General features: G+C 37.9%; 18 protein-coding genes. 14 read left to right on the top strand and 4 right to left on the bottom strand.

Translation table 11 applies throughout. The features are described 5' to 3' along the window. The 3 genes from ACSLUH_RS17715 to ACSLUH_RS17705 form a co-directional block, all read left to right on the top strand. A partial coding sequence (locus ACSLUH_RS17715; protein ID WP_448569483.1) for an EF-Tu C-terminal domain-related protein occupies positions 1-242 on the top strand: 242 nt, incomplete at its 5' end. 307 nt (positions 243-549) lie between these two features. Further along, positions 550-819 (top strand): hypothetical protein, encoded by a 270-nt coding sequence (locus ACSLUH_RS17710; RefSeq protein ID WP_448569481.1) that lies wholly within the window; start codon positions 550-552, stop codon positions 817-819. A gap of 40 nt (positions 820-859) precedes the next feature. Continuing rightward, positions 860-1,456, top strand: a complete 597-nt coding sequence (locus ACSLUH_RS17705) for a peptidylprolyl isomerase (protein ID WP_448569479.1) — start codon at positions 860-862, stop codon at positions 1,454-1,456. A 39-nt stretch (positions 1,457-1,495) separates the two neighbouring features. Here ACSLUH_RS17705 and ACSLUH_RS17700 read toward each other — a convergent pair whose 3' ends face one another. Beyond that, positions 1,496-2,956: a coiled-coil domain-containing protein gene (locus tag ACSLUH_RS17700; protein ID WP_448569477.1), complete on the bottom strand. Its 1,461-nt coding sequence runs from the start codon at positions 2,954-2,956 to the stop codon at positions 1,496-1,498. 229 nt (positions 2,957-3,185) lie between these two features. After that, positions 3,186-4,157 carry an alpha/beta fold hydrolase gene (locus tag ACSLUH_RS17695; RefSeq protein ID WP_448569475.1) on the bottom strand — a complete coding sequence of 324 codons (972 nt, stop codon included), beginning with the start codon at positions 4,155-4,157 and terminating at the stop codon, positions 3,186-3,188. Between the two features lie 1,460 nt (positions 4,158-5,617). Between ACSLUH_RS17695 and ACSLUH_RS17690 the strand changes: the two genes are divergently transcribed. From ACSLUH_RS17690 to ACSLUH_RS17655, 8 genes are all read left to right on the top strand, one after another. After that, complete coding sequence (locus tag ACSLUH_RS17690) at positions 5,618-6,463, top strand: hypothetical protein (RefSeq protein ID WP_448569473.1); 846 nt, start codon at positions 5,618-5,620, stop codon at positions 6,461-6,463. A gap of 543 nt (positions 6,464-7,006) precedes the next feature. Next, a complete protein-coding gene (dusA, locus tag ACSLUH_RS17685) occupies positions 7,007-7,993 on the top strand; it encodes a tRNA dihydrouridine(20/20a) synthase DusA (protein ID WP_448569471.1) in 987 nt (328 codons plus the stop codon). Between the two features lie 335 nt (positions 7,994-8,328). Further along, complete coding sequence (locus ACSLUH_RS17680; RefSeq protein WP_448569469.1) at positions 8,329-8,466, top strand: hypothetical protein; 138 nt, start codon at positions 8,329-8,331, stop codon at positions 8,464-8,466. 116 nt (positions 8,467-8,582) lie between these two features. Further along, on the top strand, positions 8,583-9,446 hold the full coding sequence (locus ACSLUH_RS17675) for a sulfurtransferase (protein ID WP_448569467.1): 864 nt from the start codon (positions 8,583-8,585) through the stop codon (positions 9,444-9,446). A 300-nt stretch (positions 9,447-9,746) separates the two neighbouring features. Next, entirely contained in the window at positions 9,747-10,037 is a 291-nt protein-coding gene (locus tag ACSLUH_RS17670) for a hypothetical protein (protein ID WP_448569465.1), read from the top strand. A gap of 10 nt (positions 10,038-10,047) precedes the next feature. Further along, positions 10,048-10,710, top strand: a complete 663-nt coding sequence (gene pspA / locus ACSLUH_RS17665) for a phage shock protein PspA (RefSeq protein WP_448569463.1) — start codon at positions 10,048-10,050, stop codon at positions 10,708-10,710. Positions 10,711-10,779: 69 nt separating this feature from the next. Beyond that, the gene (locus ACSLUH_RS17660) at positions 10,780-10,989 is read left to right on the top strand and encodes a PspC domain-containing protein (RefSeq protein WP_448569461.1); all 210 of its coding nucleotides are present in this window, start codon (positions 10,780-10,782) and stop codon (positions 10,987-10,989) included. A 43-nt stretch (positions 10,990-11,032) separates the two neighbouring features. Next, positions 11,033-11,377, top strand: coding sequence for a hypothetical protein (locus ACSLUH_RS17655; protein WP_448569459.1), 345 nt, complete (start codon positions 11,033-11,035; stop codon positions 11,375-11,377). 218 nt (positions 11,378-11,595) lie between these two features. Here the strand turns inward: ACSLUH_RS17655 and ACSLUH_RS17650 are convergent, their stop codons facing one another. Beyond that, positions 11,596-12,336 carry an enoyl-CoA hydratase-related protein gene (locus ACSLUH_RS17650; RefSeq protein WP_448569457.1) on the bottom strand — a complete coding sequence of 247 codons (741 nt, stop codon included), beginning with the start codon at positions 12,334-12,336 and terminating at the stop codon, positions 11,596-11,598. Between the two features lie 68 nt (positions 12,337-12,404). Here ACSLUH_RS17650 and ACSLUH_RS17645 point away from each other — a divergent pair, with 68 nt between their 5' ends. From ACSLUH_RS17645 to ACSLUH_RS17635, 3 genes are read left to right on the top strand one after another with little or no spacing between them, the layout of a single operon-like run. After that, positions 12,405-12,878 carry a copper chaperone PCu(A)C gene (locus ACSLUH_RS17645; RefSeq protein WP_448569455.1) on the top strand — a complete coding sequence of 158 codons (474 nt, stop codon included), beginning with the start codon at positions 12,405-12,407 and terminating at the stop codon, positions 12,876-12,878. A gap of 3 nt (positions 12,879-12,881) precedes the next feature. Continuing rightward, positions 12,882-13,874, top strand: coding sequence for a DUF2333 family protein (locus ACSLUH_RS17640; protein WP_448569453.1), 993 nt, complete (start codon positions 12,882-12,884; stop codon positions 13,872-13,874). A 7-nt stretch (positions 13,875-13,881) separates the two neighbouring features. Continuing rightward, a complete protein-coding gene (locus ACSLUH_RS17635; RefSeq protein WP_448569451.1) occupies positions 13,882-14,637 on the top strand; it encodes a TIGR04219 family outer membrane beta-barrel protein in 756 nt (251 codons plus the stop codon). 157 nt (positions 14,638-14,794) lie between these two features. Here the strand turns inward: ACSLUH_RS17635 and hslO are convergent, their stop codons facing one another. After that, on the bottom strand, positions 14,795-15,658 hold the full coding sequence (gene hslO / locus ACSLUH_RS17630) for an Hsp33 family molecular chaperone HslO (protein WP_448569449.1): 864 nt from the start codon (positions 15,656-15,658) through the stop codon (positions 14,795-14,797). Positions 15,659-15,660: the final 2 nt, after the last annotated feature.

The following is a 15,660-nucleotide window of genomic DNA, read 5'->3' as shown; positions in this document are numbered from 1 at the left end:
ATGAAGGTGGTCGTCATACACCATTCTTCAAAGGCTACCGTCCACAATTCTACTTCCGTACAACGGACATCACTGGTGCAGTAGAGTTACCAGAAGGTGTAGAAATGGTAATGCCAGGCGACAACTTGAAGTTTGTTGTTGAGCTAATCAACCCAGTAGCGATGGACGAAGGTTTACGCTTCGCTATCCGTGAAGGTGGTCGTACAGTAGGTGCTGGTGTTGTATCAAAAATTATTGACTAATTTTTGATTAGCCAAAGTGCTTAAGAAAAGGGTCGCGCAAGCGGCCCTTTTTGCATTTGTTATGAGTAAAATCATCGACTAATTTGTCTGGAGCAAATTAGCACGCACAAAGTGCGGCTTAGAAGAAGTGAGGGCAAGGACAGCCCGAATACTAATTGTTGATAGTTAGATAGACATCACGTCTAAAGAAAAAGGTCGCGCAAGCGGCCTTTTTTGTTTTTTTTCATAAAAATTAGAATTGTTTAATAAATAGGCTCACTTTTTGCTAATTGTTTGTTGATAATAAAAAGTAGAAAAGGTGAACGCCATGCTAGAACGTTACTGCAACCAAATTTGCTTAGTTATAGCGGTACTGAGTGCGGTGATTGTCTCTTTAAGGTTAGAGGCTAATCAAAATTACAATGATGTCAAAAATATGTCAGGTAGCTCATATAAGCAATGCGTAGCTAATGAAGCATTGATTAGTAGTAGCGATGACATTTACGAATGTGTCAGCACCAATGGTGATTATATGGTGTTGTCGTGCCGAACAAAACTAACCGAAGATGGAAACCCTTACTACCACTGTGGCTCTTAATAGTGTCTAATAGGCTAACCTGAATCGGCAAGGACTTCCAATGGGCAAAATTATTCCGTCACTCGTTATTTTTCTCGTTAGCCTTTCAACACCAGTCTTCGCGAACTCGATAGCACAATTAACTACGCCATACGGTGTTATTGAAATTGAACTTTATCAAGACAAGGCACCACTGTCGGTTAATAGTTTTATTGACTACGTAAACAGTGACAATGAAAAAGGTTTTTATCGCATAGTGAGGGCGGATAATGATCAAGGCACGCCCCAAATCGATGTTGTACAAGGTGGTTTTGTTCAAAAAGGCGCTTCCTTACCAGGGATAAAACATGAATCTACTCAACAAACAGGCCTAACTCACAAGCGTGGCGCTATTTCGTTAGCAAGAGCCGAAGTTGGAACTGGCAGCGCAGCTCACTTTTTTATCGTAGTAAAAGATTCATTTGGCCTTGATCATGGCGCCAATAGAAATAAAGATAAACAAGGCTTTGCCGTCTTTGGTCAAGTGATCAAAGGGATGGAAATACTCGACCAAATCCACCAAATGCCCAAAGAAAAGCTTAGCGGTGAGGGATATACGAAAGGGCAGATTATTAATTCTCCTGTTCAGATTACTAATGCTTACATCAAAAAACGTTAATAGAACCGTTATTTAATAATCTAAGCTTTTAAATTTGAGTTAACGATTAAGATTGGCAAGCTTCTGCTCCAATGCTTGTATTTTGGCTTTTGCCTGTTCTGCATTGTTTGTTAATCGTTCAAAAGTTGACGCTTGATTATATTTCATTAGCTCGAGCTGCTCTTTGAGTTTCACTCGTTCTTCTTTGGCTGAACTGTTGGTTTGTACCTCTAAATCAAGTTGTGATTCAAGTTCTTTTATACGAGATACCGCTTGATCGGATTTACTGGTTAAACGTTCAATTGTTGCAACTGAATTCGTTTTAATTTGAGCAAGTTGATTGGCTAATTTATTGTTTTCATTGCGTAAGATGGTGATCATGCGTTCTGCTTTTTCAAGGGCGTTGGCATCGCTTTCTTCCTTAGCGCCGACTTCTTGCTGAGATAATTGTTGCTCAAGTAAACTAATTTTCGCATTGGCTTGGTCAAGAGTAGCTTGCCATTTAGCGTTCCTATCATCCTGGTTAGCAGCGTCATTGCTTGTATTAATATGACGATTTTTTTGGTTACTCGCTTTATCTTGAGTAGCTACAAGCTGGGTCTTCAGGTGTTGGTTTTCAGCTAAAGCTTGGTTTAGCTGCCGATTAACTTTTTGTATCGTCGTCTCCTTCTCAGAGAGAATGTTAGCCAGTTCGTTTTGGTGAATAGCGTTTAACTCTTTTAATTCTCGTTGATGAGCATCGCGCAATGCGTTGAGGCTTTCTTGGTATTGCAGCTTTGCAGCTAAAGTAGACTGATCTTGCGTTGCTTTCTCTTCGGCTAATTGCTGTTCAAGTTGAATGGCCTTTGTGTGTAAATCATTTAATTGTTGATGACTCGATAAGTATTCCTGAGCCTTTGCTTTAAGTTGCTTATTTTGTTCGGTTAACCGCTCTACTTGGTCATTAAGATGAGTAAGTTGCGCTTTATTTTCGTTGATGACGTTTTCGATGGCACTTTGATGTGCTTGCTGTTGTGCGATTAACGATTGCTGATGTTGTTGCTTTAAAGTATTAATCTCTTGAGTGTAATCATTGGTGAGTTTTTTCAACTCCTCTTGAAACTCTTTCGCTTGTTGTTCAAGCTGTCGATGACTTTCATCTACAAACTTAGATTGACTGGCAAGGTTTGCTTGTAACTCTCGGCTTTTATCGATAAGAAATTTTTCAATGTCACGTTGTTGAGCAAGTAAATTTTGTTGATCTTTCACCTGGCTGGCTTGCAACTTGGCTATCTCTTGTTGCAATATTTGGGTAATAGTGGGCGGTATTTCGGCTTTAAGTTCAGATCCTTGTGGCGAATCGGCTAGCGATTGATTTAGTTGATGTTGACGCCATTGATGAAAATAAGCAACTGCATCAATAGGGTCATTGGGAAATTCAGTTAGCAAAGACTCTAAAGTTACTGAAGCACCTTCTTGTAGTGCTTGTTGACAAAATAATTCAATATCTTCATAGGTAAGTGCGCTTAGTGTCTGTGCCATAGGGTTACCTCCAAAGTACAACTGAAAACACAGATAGTCTTTCAATCATAGAATGACGCATAGTAGTAATTATAACGGGTAATACGGATGTTTTTTGTCCTGACGCAAAAATAATAATAACTAGGCGAGATTAAAATAAAACATATCTATCTAATTATGTCTTATTTTCATAAAGGCCAACGATACTCGTAAGCCTTAATTAAATCAAAATCTTTATTTTCCTATTATATTACTTCAAAAAGCCCAAAATTGTTGTTTGAAAAAAATGCTCTTCTTCTATCCATGGCCAATGTCCGCTTTTTTCAAAAATTGTGTAAGACGTGATCTCTTGTGGTAGCATTTTTTTCAACCTTAAAACAAGTTGAGGAGTTGAAGCGTTATCATATCTACCGGCAGTAATTAACGTAGGAGTTTTATAATTGTCGAGTTTATTGATGATGGACGTACCAACTAATGTTCCGTTGATGATACCGTCGTGTCGATCACCGATAATATCAGCATAAACTTGTAGATTGAATTTATCTCTAGGGTCTTTTGAAGGTACCTTAAATAACTTTTCACTGTTGTTTGCGTCATACCATTGTAATTCTGTCGCAAAAGGGCCTTTAAATAGTTCTTTAAGATAAACCATATCATTGACTGAGATTCCGGATGCTGCAATAGCTGAAAGATTTTCCCATTTCTCTGGGTAACGTGTTTTCATGATATGGATAAAGTTATCGGCATTCATTTGTTGGCTTTTATCATCGTAAGAAGCATTAATCATCATTAACTTCCTAACGTTATTTGGATATTGTAATACGTATTGCATTGCTGGAATGCCACCGAATGAATGGCCTAAAAGTGTAACTTTGTCGACTTTTAAATGTTTTCTTATGGTTTCAATATCATCAGTAGTCATTTGAGGAGTGAATTTGTCATCAATTTCCCGTGTAGAACGCCCTCTGCCAGTATCATCAAAATAAACTATTTTAAAACCAGCATTTGCTATGAAATCCAAGTGTCCTAAGAATACGCGGTGTCCAGCTCCAGGTCCTCCGTTAACGATAATAACTGGTTCACCTTCGCCGAGTGTCGCTATATAAATCTTACCATGTTTGCTATCAATATATTCTTCAGTATATTTTTCAATGTTCTTCGCCCATGTTTGGGAAGATACTATTAACAACAACAGCCAAAAAGCCGAAAAAAGGCGCTTCATTTCACTCTCCTTAAGAGATAAATTAACTATAACCCTGCTAAAGCTAACGCTAGATTAAAGCGCTTTTTCAGGATATGTTTTGTGGTAATAATGGAATAGTGTGAAGCTTGTTAAAGTTTTTAGGAATAGCTATTAAAGACAATTGATTATTCCATAATTTGCAATAATGACCTATGAACAAACCTTGTTGTAATTAACAGAGGCATAGCGCGTCGAGGGTGATATAATAACCGTTATATAATATTGTTTGGATGAGCGCTCGGTTGCTTATCGATTTTTCTTGTAAAGGCTAATTCTGTGTTGTCACAACCAGTTAATCTCAATAACGTTCTTTCTCATAAACTCTCTGTAGCTCCGATGCTCGATCGGACAAATTTTTTAGCAAAGTCTGTATCTTGAGGTGATTAAAGGGAACTTTTAGTTTTGATTGTTTTATATACAATTGACATAAAACAATACCCAAAGCCCTTCACGTTTAACCCTGCCTACCTTTTATTTATCAATGAGTTATGTGGTTTTTTCTTTTTTTTCATAATTTATGCTTCCTCTGATGCTACATTACAAGGCTTTTTTAAGAGCTTGCTTGGATCAATTCCATTTTCATTTGCTCTAAATAAACTTTCAAAAAAACACAATTAACTATGCTGAAAAAGCCATATAAAACATGGTTTTAGTGTTTTTTTTGAGTGTTTACTTTTATTCGAAATTAAACATAAATAACCATCGTCCTACTCTTTCTGGGGAACTTATGGGAGAACTCTAATTATTTGCTATGGACCTTCGGTGAATTTAAAGTCTATTAACGAGTTTATTTCGATCTAAATCAAATTTACAAAGAACTAAAAGTCTTAATAAAACATTGAGGTAGAGTTATTTTGATGCTCGATTGGACTGATTTAATTTATTTCCCTTTTATATCAGGTTACAGTGAGTTTTATTTTTTAGGGTATAATAGGGTATTTAAACGCTCTGCTAATGAGTGATCTACTAGACAGTTCTTTGTCTGTGTGCTTCTTGAATAATATTTGGTTGTCCTTTAACGTTAACTTCTGTATAATTCTGCGCCAATATATGGGTTTTGACTGAATTTTTAATGTATTTATAGTTGACAATCGGATGTATGGGAGTATGGTTAATGTTAGTTAGTCTATACTTATGAGTACGTCTGTGCGTCTTGCTCGTCAAAATAAACATAGTTATTTAATAAAATATGAGGAATGTAATTGAAATTCTCTTTCAGTTGCAAGTTTTAAATGTTAAAATTTTTTGATAGAAATAAAACTAAAGAAGAAACAAGGATACGTGAATTTGTTGATAATTTAATCAGCAAATATTCCTCAGGAAGTAACTCTTTACAAATGAAAAATTACACAACACGTGCTCAGTTAGAGTCACGTAAGCGTGCTATAAGTAAGAGAAAACTTGTCAAAGCGTAACCTTAATAATGTTGGTGTAGTATTTTGGCTAATGATTTTACAAGTGAAAGCTCTCCTCTATCTAAAATTGAAAAATTGATTGAAGAAAATGAGTGTGTTGAAGATGATACCTATTCTTTGCACCCTATAGATAAGTTAAAAGAATCTTTATCCGTATCGGGTGATTTCAAAGCCATCAAATCTGAGAATAAAGATAAATTTGAAGCCTTTATTAAAAGCTTTATTCAAGCTGAAGTCGATATAAAAAGTGCTGAAATTTCTGATCCCATAAAAAATGGCATTTTAATCCCTGCCATTAATGAGCTACGTTATTGTTCTTACCACATAACCAAGGCTTTCTATGCAACGTCAGTAAGTGAGCAATACGAGGAATTAAGCCGAGCTGAAAGGCATTGCTTTAGAGCTTCATTTGATGCTTTAGAGTTGGGGCTGACAACGATACTGGAAGATATTGACTCTATTACACGTAAATATTCAGGCAAAGTTAAGCTGTCGGATATAATAGGTAATTGGTCAGAAAAAATGGCTGACGCACATGAAGCGCAAGATTTGCTTGGAGCCAATTATAAAGATAAACAAGAGCATTTTCATAAAGTAGCTAACTCTCTAAATAAATTAAAAAAGTTTAGCAGGGAGCTTCATGTATCTGAAGATCAATTCCATACGCATATAAGACAAAATCGAAAGCCATTATATATAACCGCATTGTCTGCTTTTTTTGCGGGTATTATTGCGACGACTGCTGTAGTTAAATTATTGAATACTGAAGAACCTGCGGCATTAGTGGAAAAGTTACCAGGTAAAAAAGTCGGACTTTCCGATGAAAAAATTATCGATAAAAAGAAAGCTTCGATAGATACTAACTCCTAAATACAGCATATAGTTCATATAGTTGTAGTGGTCAATTAATACAGAATCTATTTATTAAAGCCAAGATTCCTCCTCCCAAATAAAATGTCCACTTCCCCGTTAGTGAATCACCTCTAAACTAGAGTTTTCTAATTTTTCTCGGTAAGTTGCGGGCGGCAAGTTTCCGTGGAGTCTTACCAAGTTTTAGCCATGGTTGCTTACAAAATGCCGTCAGACAACAGGGTAAAGGTAACTCAATAATCCCTAATGTAGATGAAGAAGAAGTTTTGCAGTTGGTACAGATTATAGGGTTGCTTTCTTTTACAGTTTTTGCCGAATTTATATCTTTGTTTAAAGATATCACCTTACTGCCAGTATGAGAAGAGTTGTTCAATGAACTTCAAATTTGGGCATTTAAAAAGTAAAATGCTACTTGCTAGTATTCGGAATTTCTTTACTCCTACTATTTAAGAGGCACTAAAGGGGCACCGATGTTTCTTTAATAGAGATATTTTTTCAAAATACTCCTTTTTTGTTCGATAAATCTACCAATAGTGATTGTAAATGATTCAAAAAAAGCCAATATGCCACAAATTAAGCGTTGCGCCCATGCTCGATTGGACAGATCGTCATTGTCGCTATTTTTATCGCGTGCTATCTAAACACACGGTGCTGTATACCGAGATGGTTACCACGGGTGCGATATTATTTGGCCGTGGTGATTACTTAGCGTTTAACCAAGAAGAGCATCCGGTGGTGCTACAACTCGGTGGTAGCGATGTTAACGCGATGACCGAATGTGCAGTAATTGCTGAGCAGCGCGGTTACGATGAAATCAATATTAATGTCGGTTGTCCTTCTGATCGCGTGCAAAACGGGCGTTTTGGTGCTTGTTTGATGGCCGAGCCAGAATTGGTCGCAGAATGTGTTAGCAGCATGCAAAATGCGGTTAATATACCAATTACGGTAAAATCACGTATTGGTATTGACGATCAAGACAGTTATGAATTTTTGCATCGCTTTATCGAGGTGGTTTCTCAAGCGGGATGTCAGCACTTTATCGTCCATGCCCGTAAAGCGTGGCTTAGTGGTTTAAGCCCAAAACAAAACCGTGAAATACCGCCATTGGATTATCAACGAGTCTATCAACTTAAAAACGATTTTAATGCGTTAGAGATTTCGATTAACGGCGGTATTAAATCGTTAGCCTCGGCAAAAGAGCATCTTGAGCATATAGATGGGGTGATGATCGGTCGTGAGGTTTATCAGAACCCCTACCTACTCGCCATGGCTGATCAAGAGCTTTGGCAGAGCACTGCGCCGGTTATCACTCGTGAGCAAGTTGTAAAGATTATGTCTGAGTATATTGATAGGTATATGGCTGAAGGCGGCCGACCGTGGCATGTACTGCGTCATATGTTGGGGCTATGTAACGGTCTGCCAGGTGCGAGACAATTTAGACGCTATTTAAGTGAAAATAGCAGCAAAGATATCCGTGGTAGTGAATTATTACGAGAGGCATTCTCGTTAGTTGGTACTGTACAGCCTTAAGTTAATTTTTTCTCGATATTGAAAAATATCCCGATATCGAGAAATGATGTCCTGATAATGGGAAATACGACGTTTGTCCGACTGATAAAATAAAGTAAAAAAGTGGTGATATTGACCAATAATTCGCTAAATCCGTTCGATAAGTGTAATGGATTAACGGAGCTTCAATGACTACGATATTTTTCTTAATTAAAACTTCTTCATTTACAGTAACTTAAAAAAAAGTGCTATATATGGCACAACCTTTGTTACGTATGTTACGTCTTAAGTAATATCTGCTGCAATTAAACGCAGCAGAATTAATAAAATTTAAACGTAAGCAAAGGAAATGAATCATGTTAAGTTTATCGATGATGGCGTTACTATTAGTATCCCCAGCTTTATTGATTATGGGATTATCAATCATTGTTAGTTTTATAGAAGATAAAAGCTATCGATTAAACCAAGATTGCATTGGTAGTCTTGACGCATAACTACTACTTTACCAATCTGAATATAAATTTGACTATTGGAGTAACCTTTCCCTTTTTTCTTCTTTAATGTTGGTGCATAGTTAACAGCAATAATTGATAAATCGATTGCTACCAATATGAATACTCCTACTTCGCCACTCATTGAATGTCAGCAGCTCTTTGATATTTTAAAACACCCTGAATTGATTATTTTAGACGCCAGTATTCCTCCGATTGGCAATACGGCAAAACCCCAAGCAAGCTGGCCTTTGACAGTGATTGCTAATGCGCGACGATGTGATATCAATGGAGACTTTTCAGATCACAGCGCACCATACCCTCATGCTCGATTGCAACACCCCATCTTTCAAGAAAAAGCCCGTGCCCTAGGCATCAACCAAAATTCTAAAATAGTGGTGTATGATGATTTAGGTTTGTTCTCTGCAGCTCGAGTGTGGTGGATGTTTAAAGCAATGGGACATCAGGATGTGTTGGTGTTAAATGGTGGCTTACCTGAATGGATTCGACAAGGGTTACCCACTGAACCAGCAGTTATCAATGATAATTCTATTGCTCAAGGTAACTTTATCGCCAAAGAAAACATTGATATGTTTTGCGAGACTGAGCAAGTTTTCGAAGCTATATCAAATGAAGATATCTCCATTGTTGATGCTCGAGCTAAAGAACGCTTTGCTGGTAAAGTTGAAGAGCCTAGGCCTGGCGTCAGAAAAGGGCACATACCTCAATCAATCAATTTACCTTATCAGCAGTTGTTGCATGATGGCAAGCTCAAACCAGTTGAGGCGTTAAAGGCGACGTTTTCTCAGGAAATTTCTGATGATAAAACATTAATCATGTCGTGCGGCTCTGGTGTCACTGCTTGTATTTTAGCACTTGCAGCAACGCTTTGTGGCTATGAAAAAATCAGTGTTTATGATGGCTCGTGGGGAGAGTGGGGGGCACGCACAGAGTTACCATTAGCCACTTGTGCGAGCGAATAATCGATCATCAACCCTTTCATTGTTAGCTTTTCTAGTTGCTGCGATACCGCGCAGCAATTCAATTCTGAATTGATTTATATCTTGATAATTACCAAGTAGTCAATTTGACCAATCGCATCGTCAATATGACGATAATTTTGCTGCGACATAATATGTCTCCATGGTGAGTGATCGGTAGGTTGTATTATTTTTTGTTTTATTACAGTGGTTTACGTAAATTTTAAGTTTTGGCACGTCAATTGTAATAGAGAATGGCAAAGCAGTATTAAAAATAGTAATTAACCAAAACCAAGGATATCGATGATGAAATTTACCAAGACATTATTTGGCATTGTGACAATTGTCGTTAGTTTAGGTATGTCAGCAACCGCTAGCGCACAAGACACAGAGTTAACTCAATCTATTGAAGCGACGTTAACAGCACAAGAGGTGCAAGTAAAAGAAGCACTTGAGAAAGAAATTAAGCAATCATTTCAACAGAGTATGCATCAATTAGCATTATCCATCAAAGGTGGTGACAAAAAGGTGTTGGTAGCAAGTAACAACTTACCTAGCAACTCAGCATTTAACTTAACAAACTCAGAAGACTAGGAGAACAATTATGGGCATGTTTTCAAGATTTACCGACATCATCAATGCCAACATTAACAACATGTTGGACAAAGCAGAGCATCCAGAAAAGATGATCAAACTGATCATCAACGAAATGGAAGAAACATTGGTAGAAGTTCGTACAACGGCAGCGAAGCATATCGCAGAAAAAAAATCGTTAATGCGACAAGAGCGTTTACTCACTGAAGCGATGAATAAATGGCAAACCAAAGCTGAACTAGCGATAGCGAAAGGCAGGGATGACTTAGCAAAAGCAGCGCTCACTGAAAAGCATAAAGCAAGTCATGAGTTAGCGGCTTTGAAGGAAGAATTAACGACTGTTGAAGAGTTTTTAACAGCAGTACAAGAAGACGGTACCAGAATTCAAGAAAAGCTTACGGAAGCAAAACGCCGTCAAGATGCATTGTTAATACGTCAACAATCAGCGCAAGTTCGCTTAAAAGTAAGAGAAAAAGAAAATGTTTACAACATTGAGGAAGCGATTAGTAAGTTTGAACGCTACCAACAAAAAATTGACCGTGTTGAGGCTGAACTTGAGGCTTATGACTTAACAGCAGCCAAAGACCTTGATAGTCAATTCAAAACTTTAGAGCAAGATGAAACCATTGATTCAGAACTTGCTGAGTTAAAAAAGAAAGTCGTTAATGGCTAACGCTAACCTAGGTGGCACACTTAAATAAGGTGCCACCACGTTAACTAACAATGTGGTAAGGAGAAGAATATGCGTTATCACGGGAAATATCGTATTGAAAGAGAATTGGCTAAAGACAACGTAAATAAAAAACTGTCGGGCGTATGCAGCGGTGTTGCAAAGCATTATGACTTGTCGGTTACAGGAGTGCGAATTGCTGCTTTAGTGTCATTGTTTATCTTTCCTGTTGTTACAGCAGTATCGTATATCATTGCGACCATGGTCTTACCTAGTCGTTAATTATTAATCACCCAAAACAAAAGTTAAGATTCTCGGAGGATTTATGTCATTTATAAAATCATTATTTATCGCAACACTTGCGACATTCTTTTTAACTTTTGTATTTGGGGCGAGCTTAATCGAGTTATTTGATATTAATGTTTATGCGGGAGACAGTATTGTTGAGCCATTAAAAGCGATCAGCATATCAGCGCTGGTGGTGGTTGTCATTATGGTAGCGGTTGTTGCGGTTATACTTAGTGTGTTTGGTACGCTTATCTTTGTGGGAATATTGGTTGCGGGCTCAATTGCGTTAGTCGTGCTTGGTATGTTCTGGCCAATTCTTATCGCTGCGGTGTTAATTTGGTTGCTGGTTAGAGATAAACCTAATAAAACCTACGCAGAATAAAAACTGGCCAGTATGATTTATTTAATCTCAGGTTTGTATAAGAAATCGCACGAAAATAATATAATCAAACGCTTAAGTTTATTGTGACTTTCTAGCGCGCTACTTTATACTTAATTCAAGGCGTATTGTGGTAGGAATAGCCAGCTATTTCACCACAATAAAACGCTGAAGTAAGTAAAAATAGGCGGTAGAAATGCGTTCCTTATGCAGAGCTGAGGTTATTTAGTAAAAAAACTAGCGAGAATAGCCTGACACTCTGTAGTCGCGAGTAAACGCGAAAATTGTTCAGCTTCGTTTTCAAGCGCTTTTGAGACATTCTCTTGCATCGCTTGCTTCAATAACTTTCTCGAGGTTAGTACTGAGTCATTTGGCAACTGCGCTATTTTATCGGCCACCGCTTTTGCCAAGGTTAGCAACTCTTCTGGTTGGCAAAGTTGATTAATCAGTTGATAAGATAATGCTTGCTCTGGGCCAAATGTTTCGCCAAGCACTAGTAATTCGAACGCTTTGTTATGACCAAGCTTTAGACTTAGCAATGCACTAGATGCAGCTTCTGGACACAAACCAAGTTGTGAAAATGGCAGCTTAAATTTACTGTTGTTAGCAGCAATAATATAATCACTGTGTAATAATAGTGTCGTGCCAATACCAACAGCAGGGCCAGCAACTGCAACAACAATAGGTTTAGTGAATTGCGCTAAAATTTTAATAAAGGTGAAGGCGATAAACTCTTCATCGTGATTATGTTGCATAAAGTCGGCTAAATCGTTACCGGCGCAAAAACATTGCTCATTGCCTTGAATAAGCACACAATGAATGGAAGACTGCGCTTGTGCGTGTTGAAAAAGTCGGCACAGTTCAGCATACATTTCTGTATTAAGGGCATTTTTTTTATCAAAACGATTAAGGGTAATAGTGAGTACGTTATTTTCTTCTTGAGAGATAATTAAATTATTCATAGGTCATTAACTTAGATTAAATAAAACCTCTTTACCTTAGTAAAATTAACAAAGGAAGTATAGCAACAATGATGAAACACTTTTTAGTAGCTGTGATCGTAACAATATCGAGTGTGATAGCTCCAATAAGCGCTGCTCAAGAGAATATTTCCGTAACAGATGGTCACATCCGCGCACTAATCCCCGGCACGTCTGTGACATCGGCATATATGACAATCAGTAATGCTAGTGATAAGGCTGCAGTGTTGGTTGGGGCTCAAGGAGATTTTAGTCAACGTATTGAGATTCATGAGCATGTAATGAATGATGGCATGATGAGCATGCGTCAACGAGATAGTTTAACAATTGAATCTAAAAGTGACGTTACTTTGCAACCCCGTGGCTATCATTTAATGATATTTGATATCGTCAAACCATTGAATGATGGTGATGAAGCGACTTTAACTCTGTTTTTTGAAGGCAACGAAAAGAAAACTATCACGATACCTGTACAAAGTATTAAGCGTCAAAGCACCTCCCATCAACACCATCATGAGGAGTAAAAGATGACTGTTAATTTTTCATATAAAACCATAGCCTCACTAGTCACAGCAATTTTTGTATTGCTTTACTTTGTTGGGGTATATTGGAGCTTTGAGCCTTCAGCAATTGATATTAAAGCTCGGGTTCAACAAGATGCCAATAAAGAAAATGTTACCCCCGTGGTCGGTTATACAACCACCACAACATTAATCGCTGTGACTGAAACACTACTAGATAAGCCTGGAGGGTATTTAGCGAATGATGCTTTGCCACCATCGGTTTTTTTAGACAATATCCCATCATGGGAACTTGGTGCACTTGAGATGGTGCGAGATATGGCACTGATCATGAGGCAGGAATTAAGCCGCTCTCAATCTCAGTCAATGGAAAACAAGCATTTAAAAATTGCTCAACCGCAATTAAATATTGATCACACTAGCTGGGCAATGCCAAGTGCAGAGGGAGAATATCGAAAAGCAATTAACGCCCTGTATGCATATCGGAAAGAATTGGCTGACGTTAACACTCAAAATGCACAATTTTATGCTCGTGCAGATAACTTAAGAGACTGGCTTCACGAAGTTACAAAACGATTGGGAAGCTATTCACAAAGGCTAAGTGCTAGTGTTGGTAGAGAACAATTAAATATCGATTTAGCTGGCGACAATGCCGCCAGACAATCAACCTTTAGTCAAAGCCAACTAGCACTAAAAACCAGTTGGTGGCAAATCGACAATGTATTTTATGAGGCTCGCGGCGCGACATGGGCTTTGCTACACTTTTTAAAAGCGATTGAAATTGATTTTCACGATGTACTCGAGAAGAAAAATGCAGTGGTAAGTCTGCAGCAAATAATGCGCGAGTTGGAGGCAAGTCAAGAAGGAATTTGGAGCCCAATGATATTAAATGGTTCCGGCTTTGGTATGGTTGCTAATCACTCTTTAGTAATGGCGAATTATATTTCCCGTGCCAATGCGGCACTTATTGATTTAAACGATCTACTTAGTCAAGGATAAAATGACAATGAATAAAGTAATATTGGCGTCGCTGGTGGCGTTAGGTGTAAGCTCAAATGCGCAAGCAGATGCTATTGGAGTTTATCTTGGAGCCAGTTATTGGGATCAAGCAAGCTCCGGAGAGTTTGGTAGTAGTAGCCAGCAAGTTGACTTTAATTTAGCAGATGAACAGCAAACCAGTTATTTCATTTCTGTTGAGCATCCACTGCCATTGATACCGAACGCCAAAATTTCTCAGGCCACACTTCAATCTGATGGTCAAGCGTTACTGACAACGGAGTTTGAGTTTAATAATACCACTTTTGAAAGTAACTCAACTGCCATGGCAAACTTTGATGTTAAGTTTACTGATTACACCTTGTACTATGAGTTGTTTGATAATGATTTATTATCGTTTGATTTTGGTGTAACTGGGCGAGATTTTAGTGGTAGTGTTAGTATTTCTGGGGAGATAAATGGCTCAGTAGAAACAAGTCGAATATCTACCGACGAAATCGTACCTATGCTTTATGCAAGAACTAATATTGGTTTGCCATTTACAGGATTTAACTTCTTTGCTGAAGGTAATTTTCTTTCAGTAAAAGATCATACCTTGTATGACTACCAAGCAGGTATTAGCTATGAACTGGTTGATAACTTAGCAATTGATATCAATATCACCATGGGCTATCGTGAAGTTAAATTAACATTAGATGATTTAAATAATCTTTACTCTGATATTAGCTTTAATGGTGCATTTTTAGGTACAGTTGTACATTTTTAGTGACAAACTGAGCACCAATTCATAGTGTTGTTATTTTTTGTAACCTTATTGTAAATTTGTGCTCTTCTTTGTTTGAAAATAATTTAGTGAGCAAGGCAAACGAGATGACAGTCCAGAGGAAATGGCTCCCTAGTAGAATACTAGGGAACTATTACTATCAGTGCTTGGTCTCATTAATGAAACTTTCTAGTTTTGCCTCATCAAAAATGTATTCAGTAAGGCAGTAGTCACAGGTCATGTTGACGCTCCCTTGTTCTGCAATAATATTTTTTAACTCAGCAGGTTCAATTTGCGCAATGGCATTCAAACACTTTTCTTCAGAGCAACTGCACTGAAATGTTACGTGCTGAGGTTCAAAAAGACGAACCTTTTCCTGATGGTATAAGCGGTAAAGAAGCGTTTCTGCATCGAGATTAAAAACCTCTTCCGCCTTGATCGTGTCGGTTAACTGACACAAGTGTTCGAAATCTAATAACTGTTGTTCTTTGTTATCACCATCAGGAAGTAACTGAACTAAACTACCTGCGACCTTCTTGGCCTGATCATCATAATAAAGCCAAATCTTAGTTGGGATTTGCTCAGAAACTTCAAAGTAATGGGCTAAACAAGCAGCAAGTGTATCTTTTTCTAAAGCAACAATGCCTTGATAAGGCTCACCTTGTTTAGGTCTGATGGTGATAACCATATTGCCCTTGCCAATAAGCGCTCGCAAACCTTTAGCTTCGGTTGTTTCACTTACTTTGGCAATGCCACGCATTTGCTGTAAGTGGTTTCCGTTGATGACAATATAACCGACAGGGCCATCGCCTTGTAATTGCACGGTGATCTCACCTTCTATCTTTAAGGTCGCGGTAAGTAAACTTGTCGCAGCAAGTAATTCTGCGATTAGCTGCCTTACACCTTCGCTATAGTCATGATTCGCAATCATTTCTGTAAAGCTTTTTTCAAGTTGTACAAGCTCACCTCGTACATGAAGATCATCGAATAAATAACGATTTAATTGATCGAATGATTTGCTCACGA

It is taken from the genome of Thalassotalea ganghwensis (assembly GCF_053485795.1).
The sequence above is the reverse complement of the archived record's forward strand: the minus strand, read 5'-3'. Positions and strand labels throughout refer to the sequence as shown.

What these genes read in the sequence shown, in the direction of transcription:
- ACSLUH_RS17650 (WP_448569457.1), bottom strand. Translation starts at nt 12,336, where the DNA reads ATGAATAATTTAATTATCTCTCAAGAAGAAAATAACGTACTCACTATT.
- ACSLUH_RS17680 (WP_448569469.1), top strand. Translation starts at nt 8,329, where the DNA reads ATGTTAAGTTTATCGATGATGGCGTTACTATTAGTATCCCCAGCTTTA.
- ACSLUH_RS17675 (WP_448569467.1), top strand. Translation starts at nt 8,583, where the DNA reads ATGAATACTCCTACTTCGCCACTCATTGAATGTCAGCAGCTCTTTGAT.
- ACSLUH_RS17655 (WP_448569459.1), top strand. Translation starts at nt 11,033, where the DNA reads ATGTCATTTATAAAATCATTATTTATCGCAACACTTGCGACATTCTTT.
- ACSLUH_RS17640 (WP_448569453.1), top strand. Translation starts at nt 12,882, where the DNA reads ATGACTGTTAATTTTTCATATAAAACCATAGCCTCACTAGTCACAGCA.
- ACSLUH_RS17645 (WP_448569455.1), top strand. Translation starts at nt 12,405, where the DNA reads ATGATGAAACACTTTTTAGTAGCTGTGATCGTAACAATATCGAGTGTG.
- dusA (WP_448569471.1), top strand. Translation starts at nt 7,007, where the DNA reads ATGATTCAAAAAAAGCCAATATGCCACAAATTAAGCGTTGCGCCCATG.
- ACSLUH_RS17660 (WP_448569461.1), top strand. Translation starts at nt 10,780, where the DNA reads ATGCGTTATCACGGGAAATATCGTATTGAAAGAGAATTGGCTAAAGAC.
- ACSLUH_RS17710 (WP_448569481.1), top strand. Translation starts at nt 550, where the DNA reads ATGCTAGAACGTTACTGCAACCAAATTTGCTTAGTTATAGCGGTACTG.
- ACSLUH_RS17670 (WP_448569465.1), top strand. Translation starts at nt 9,747, where the DNA reads ATGATGAAATTTACCAAGACATTATTTGGCATTGTGACAATTGTCGTT.
- ACSLUH_RS17695 (WP_448569475.1), bottom strand. Translation starts at nt 4,157, where the DNA reads ATGAAGCGCCTTTTTTCGGCTTTTTGGCTGTTGTTGTTAATAGTATCT.
- pspA (WP_448569463.1), top strand. Translation starts at nt 10,048, where the DNA reads ATGGGCATGTTTTCAAGATTTACCGACATCATCAATGCCAACATTAAC.
- ACSLUH_RS17635 (WP_448569451.1), top strand. Translation starts at nt 13,882, where the DNA reads ATGAATAAAGTAATATTGGCGTCGCTGGTGGCGTTAGGTGTAAGCTCA.
- ACSLUH_RS17705 (WP_448569479.1), top strand. Translation starts at nt 860, where the DNA reads ATGGGCAAAATTATTCCGTCACTCGTTATTTTTCTCGTTAGCCTTTCA.
- ACSLUH_RS17700 (WP_448569477.1), bottom strand. Translation starts at nt 2,956, where the DNA reads ATGGCACAGACACTAAGCGCACTTACCTATGAAGATATTGAATTATTT.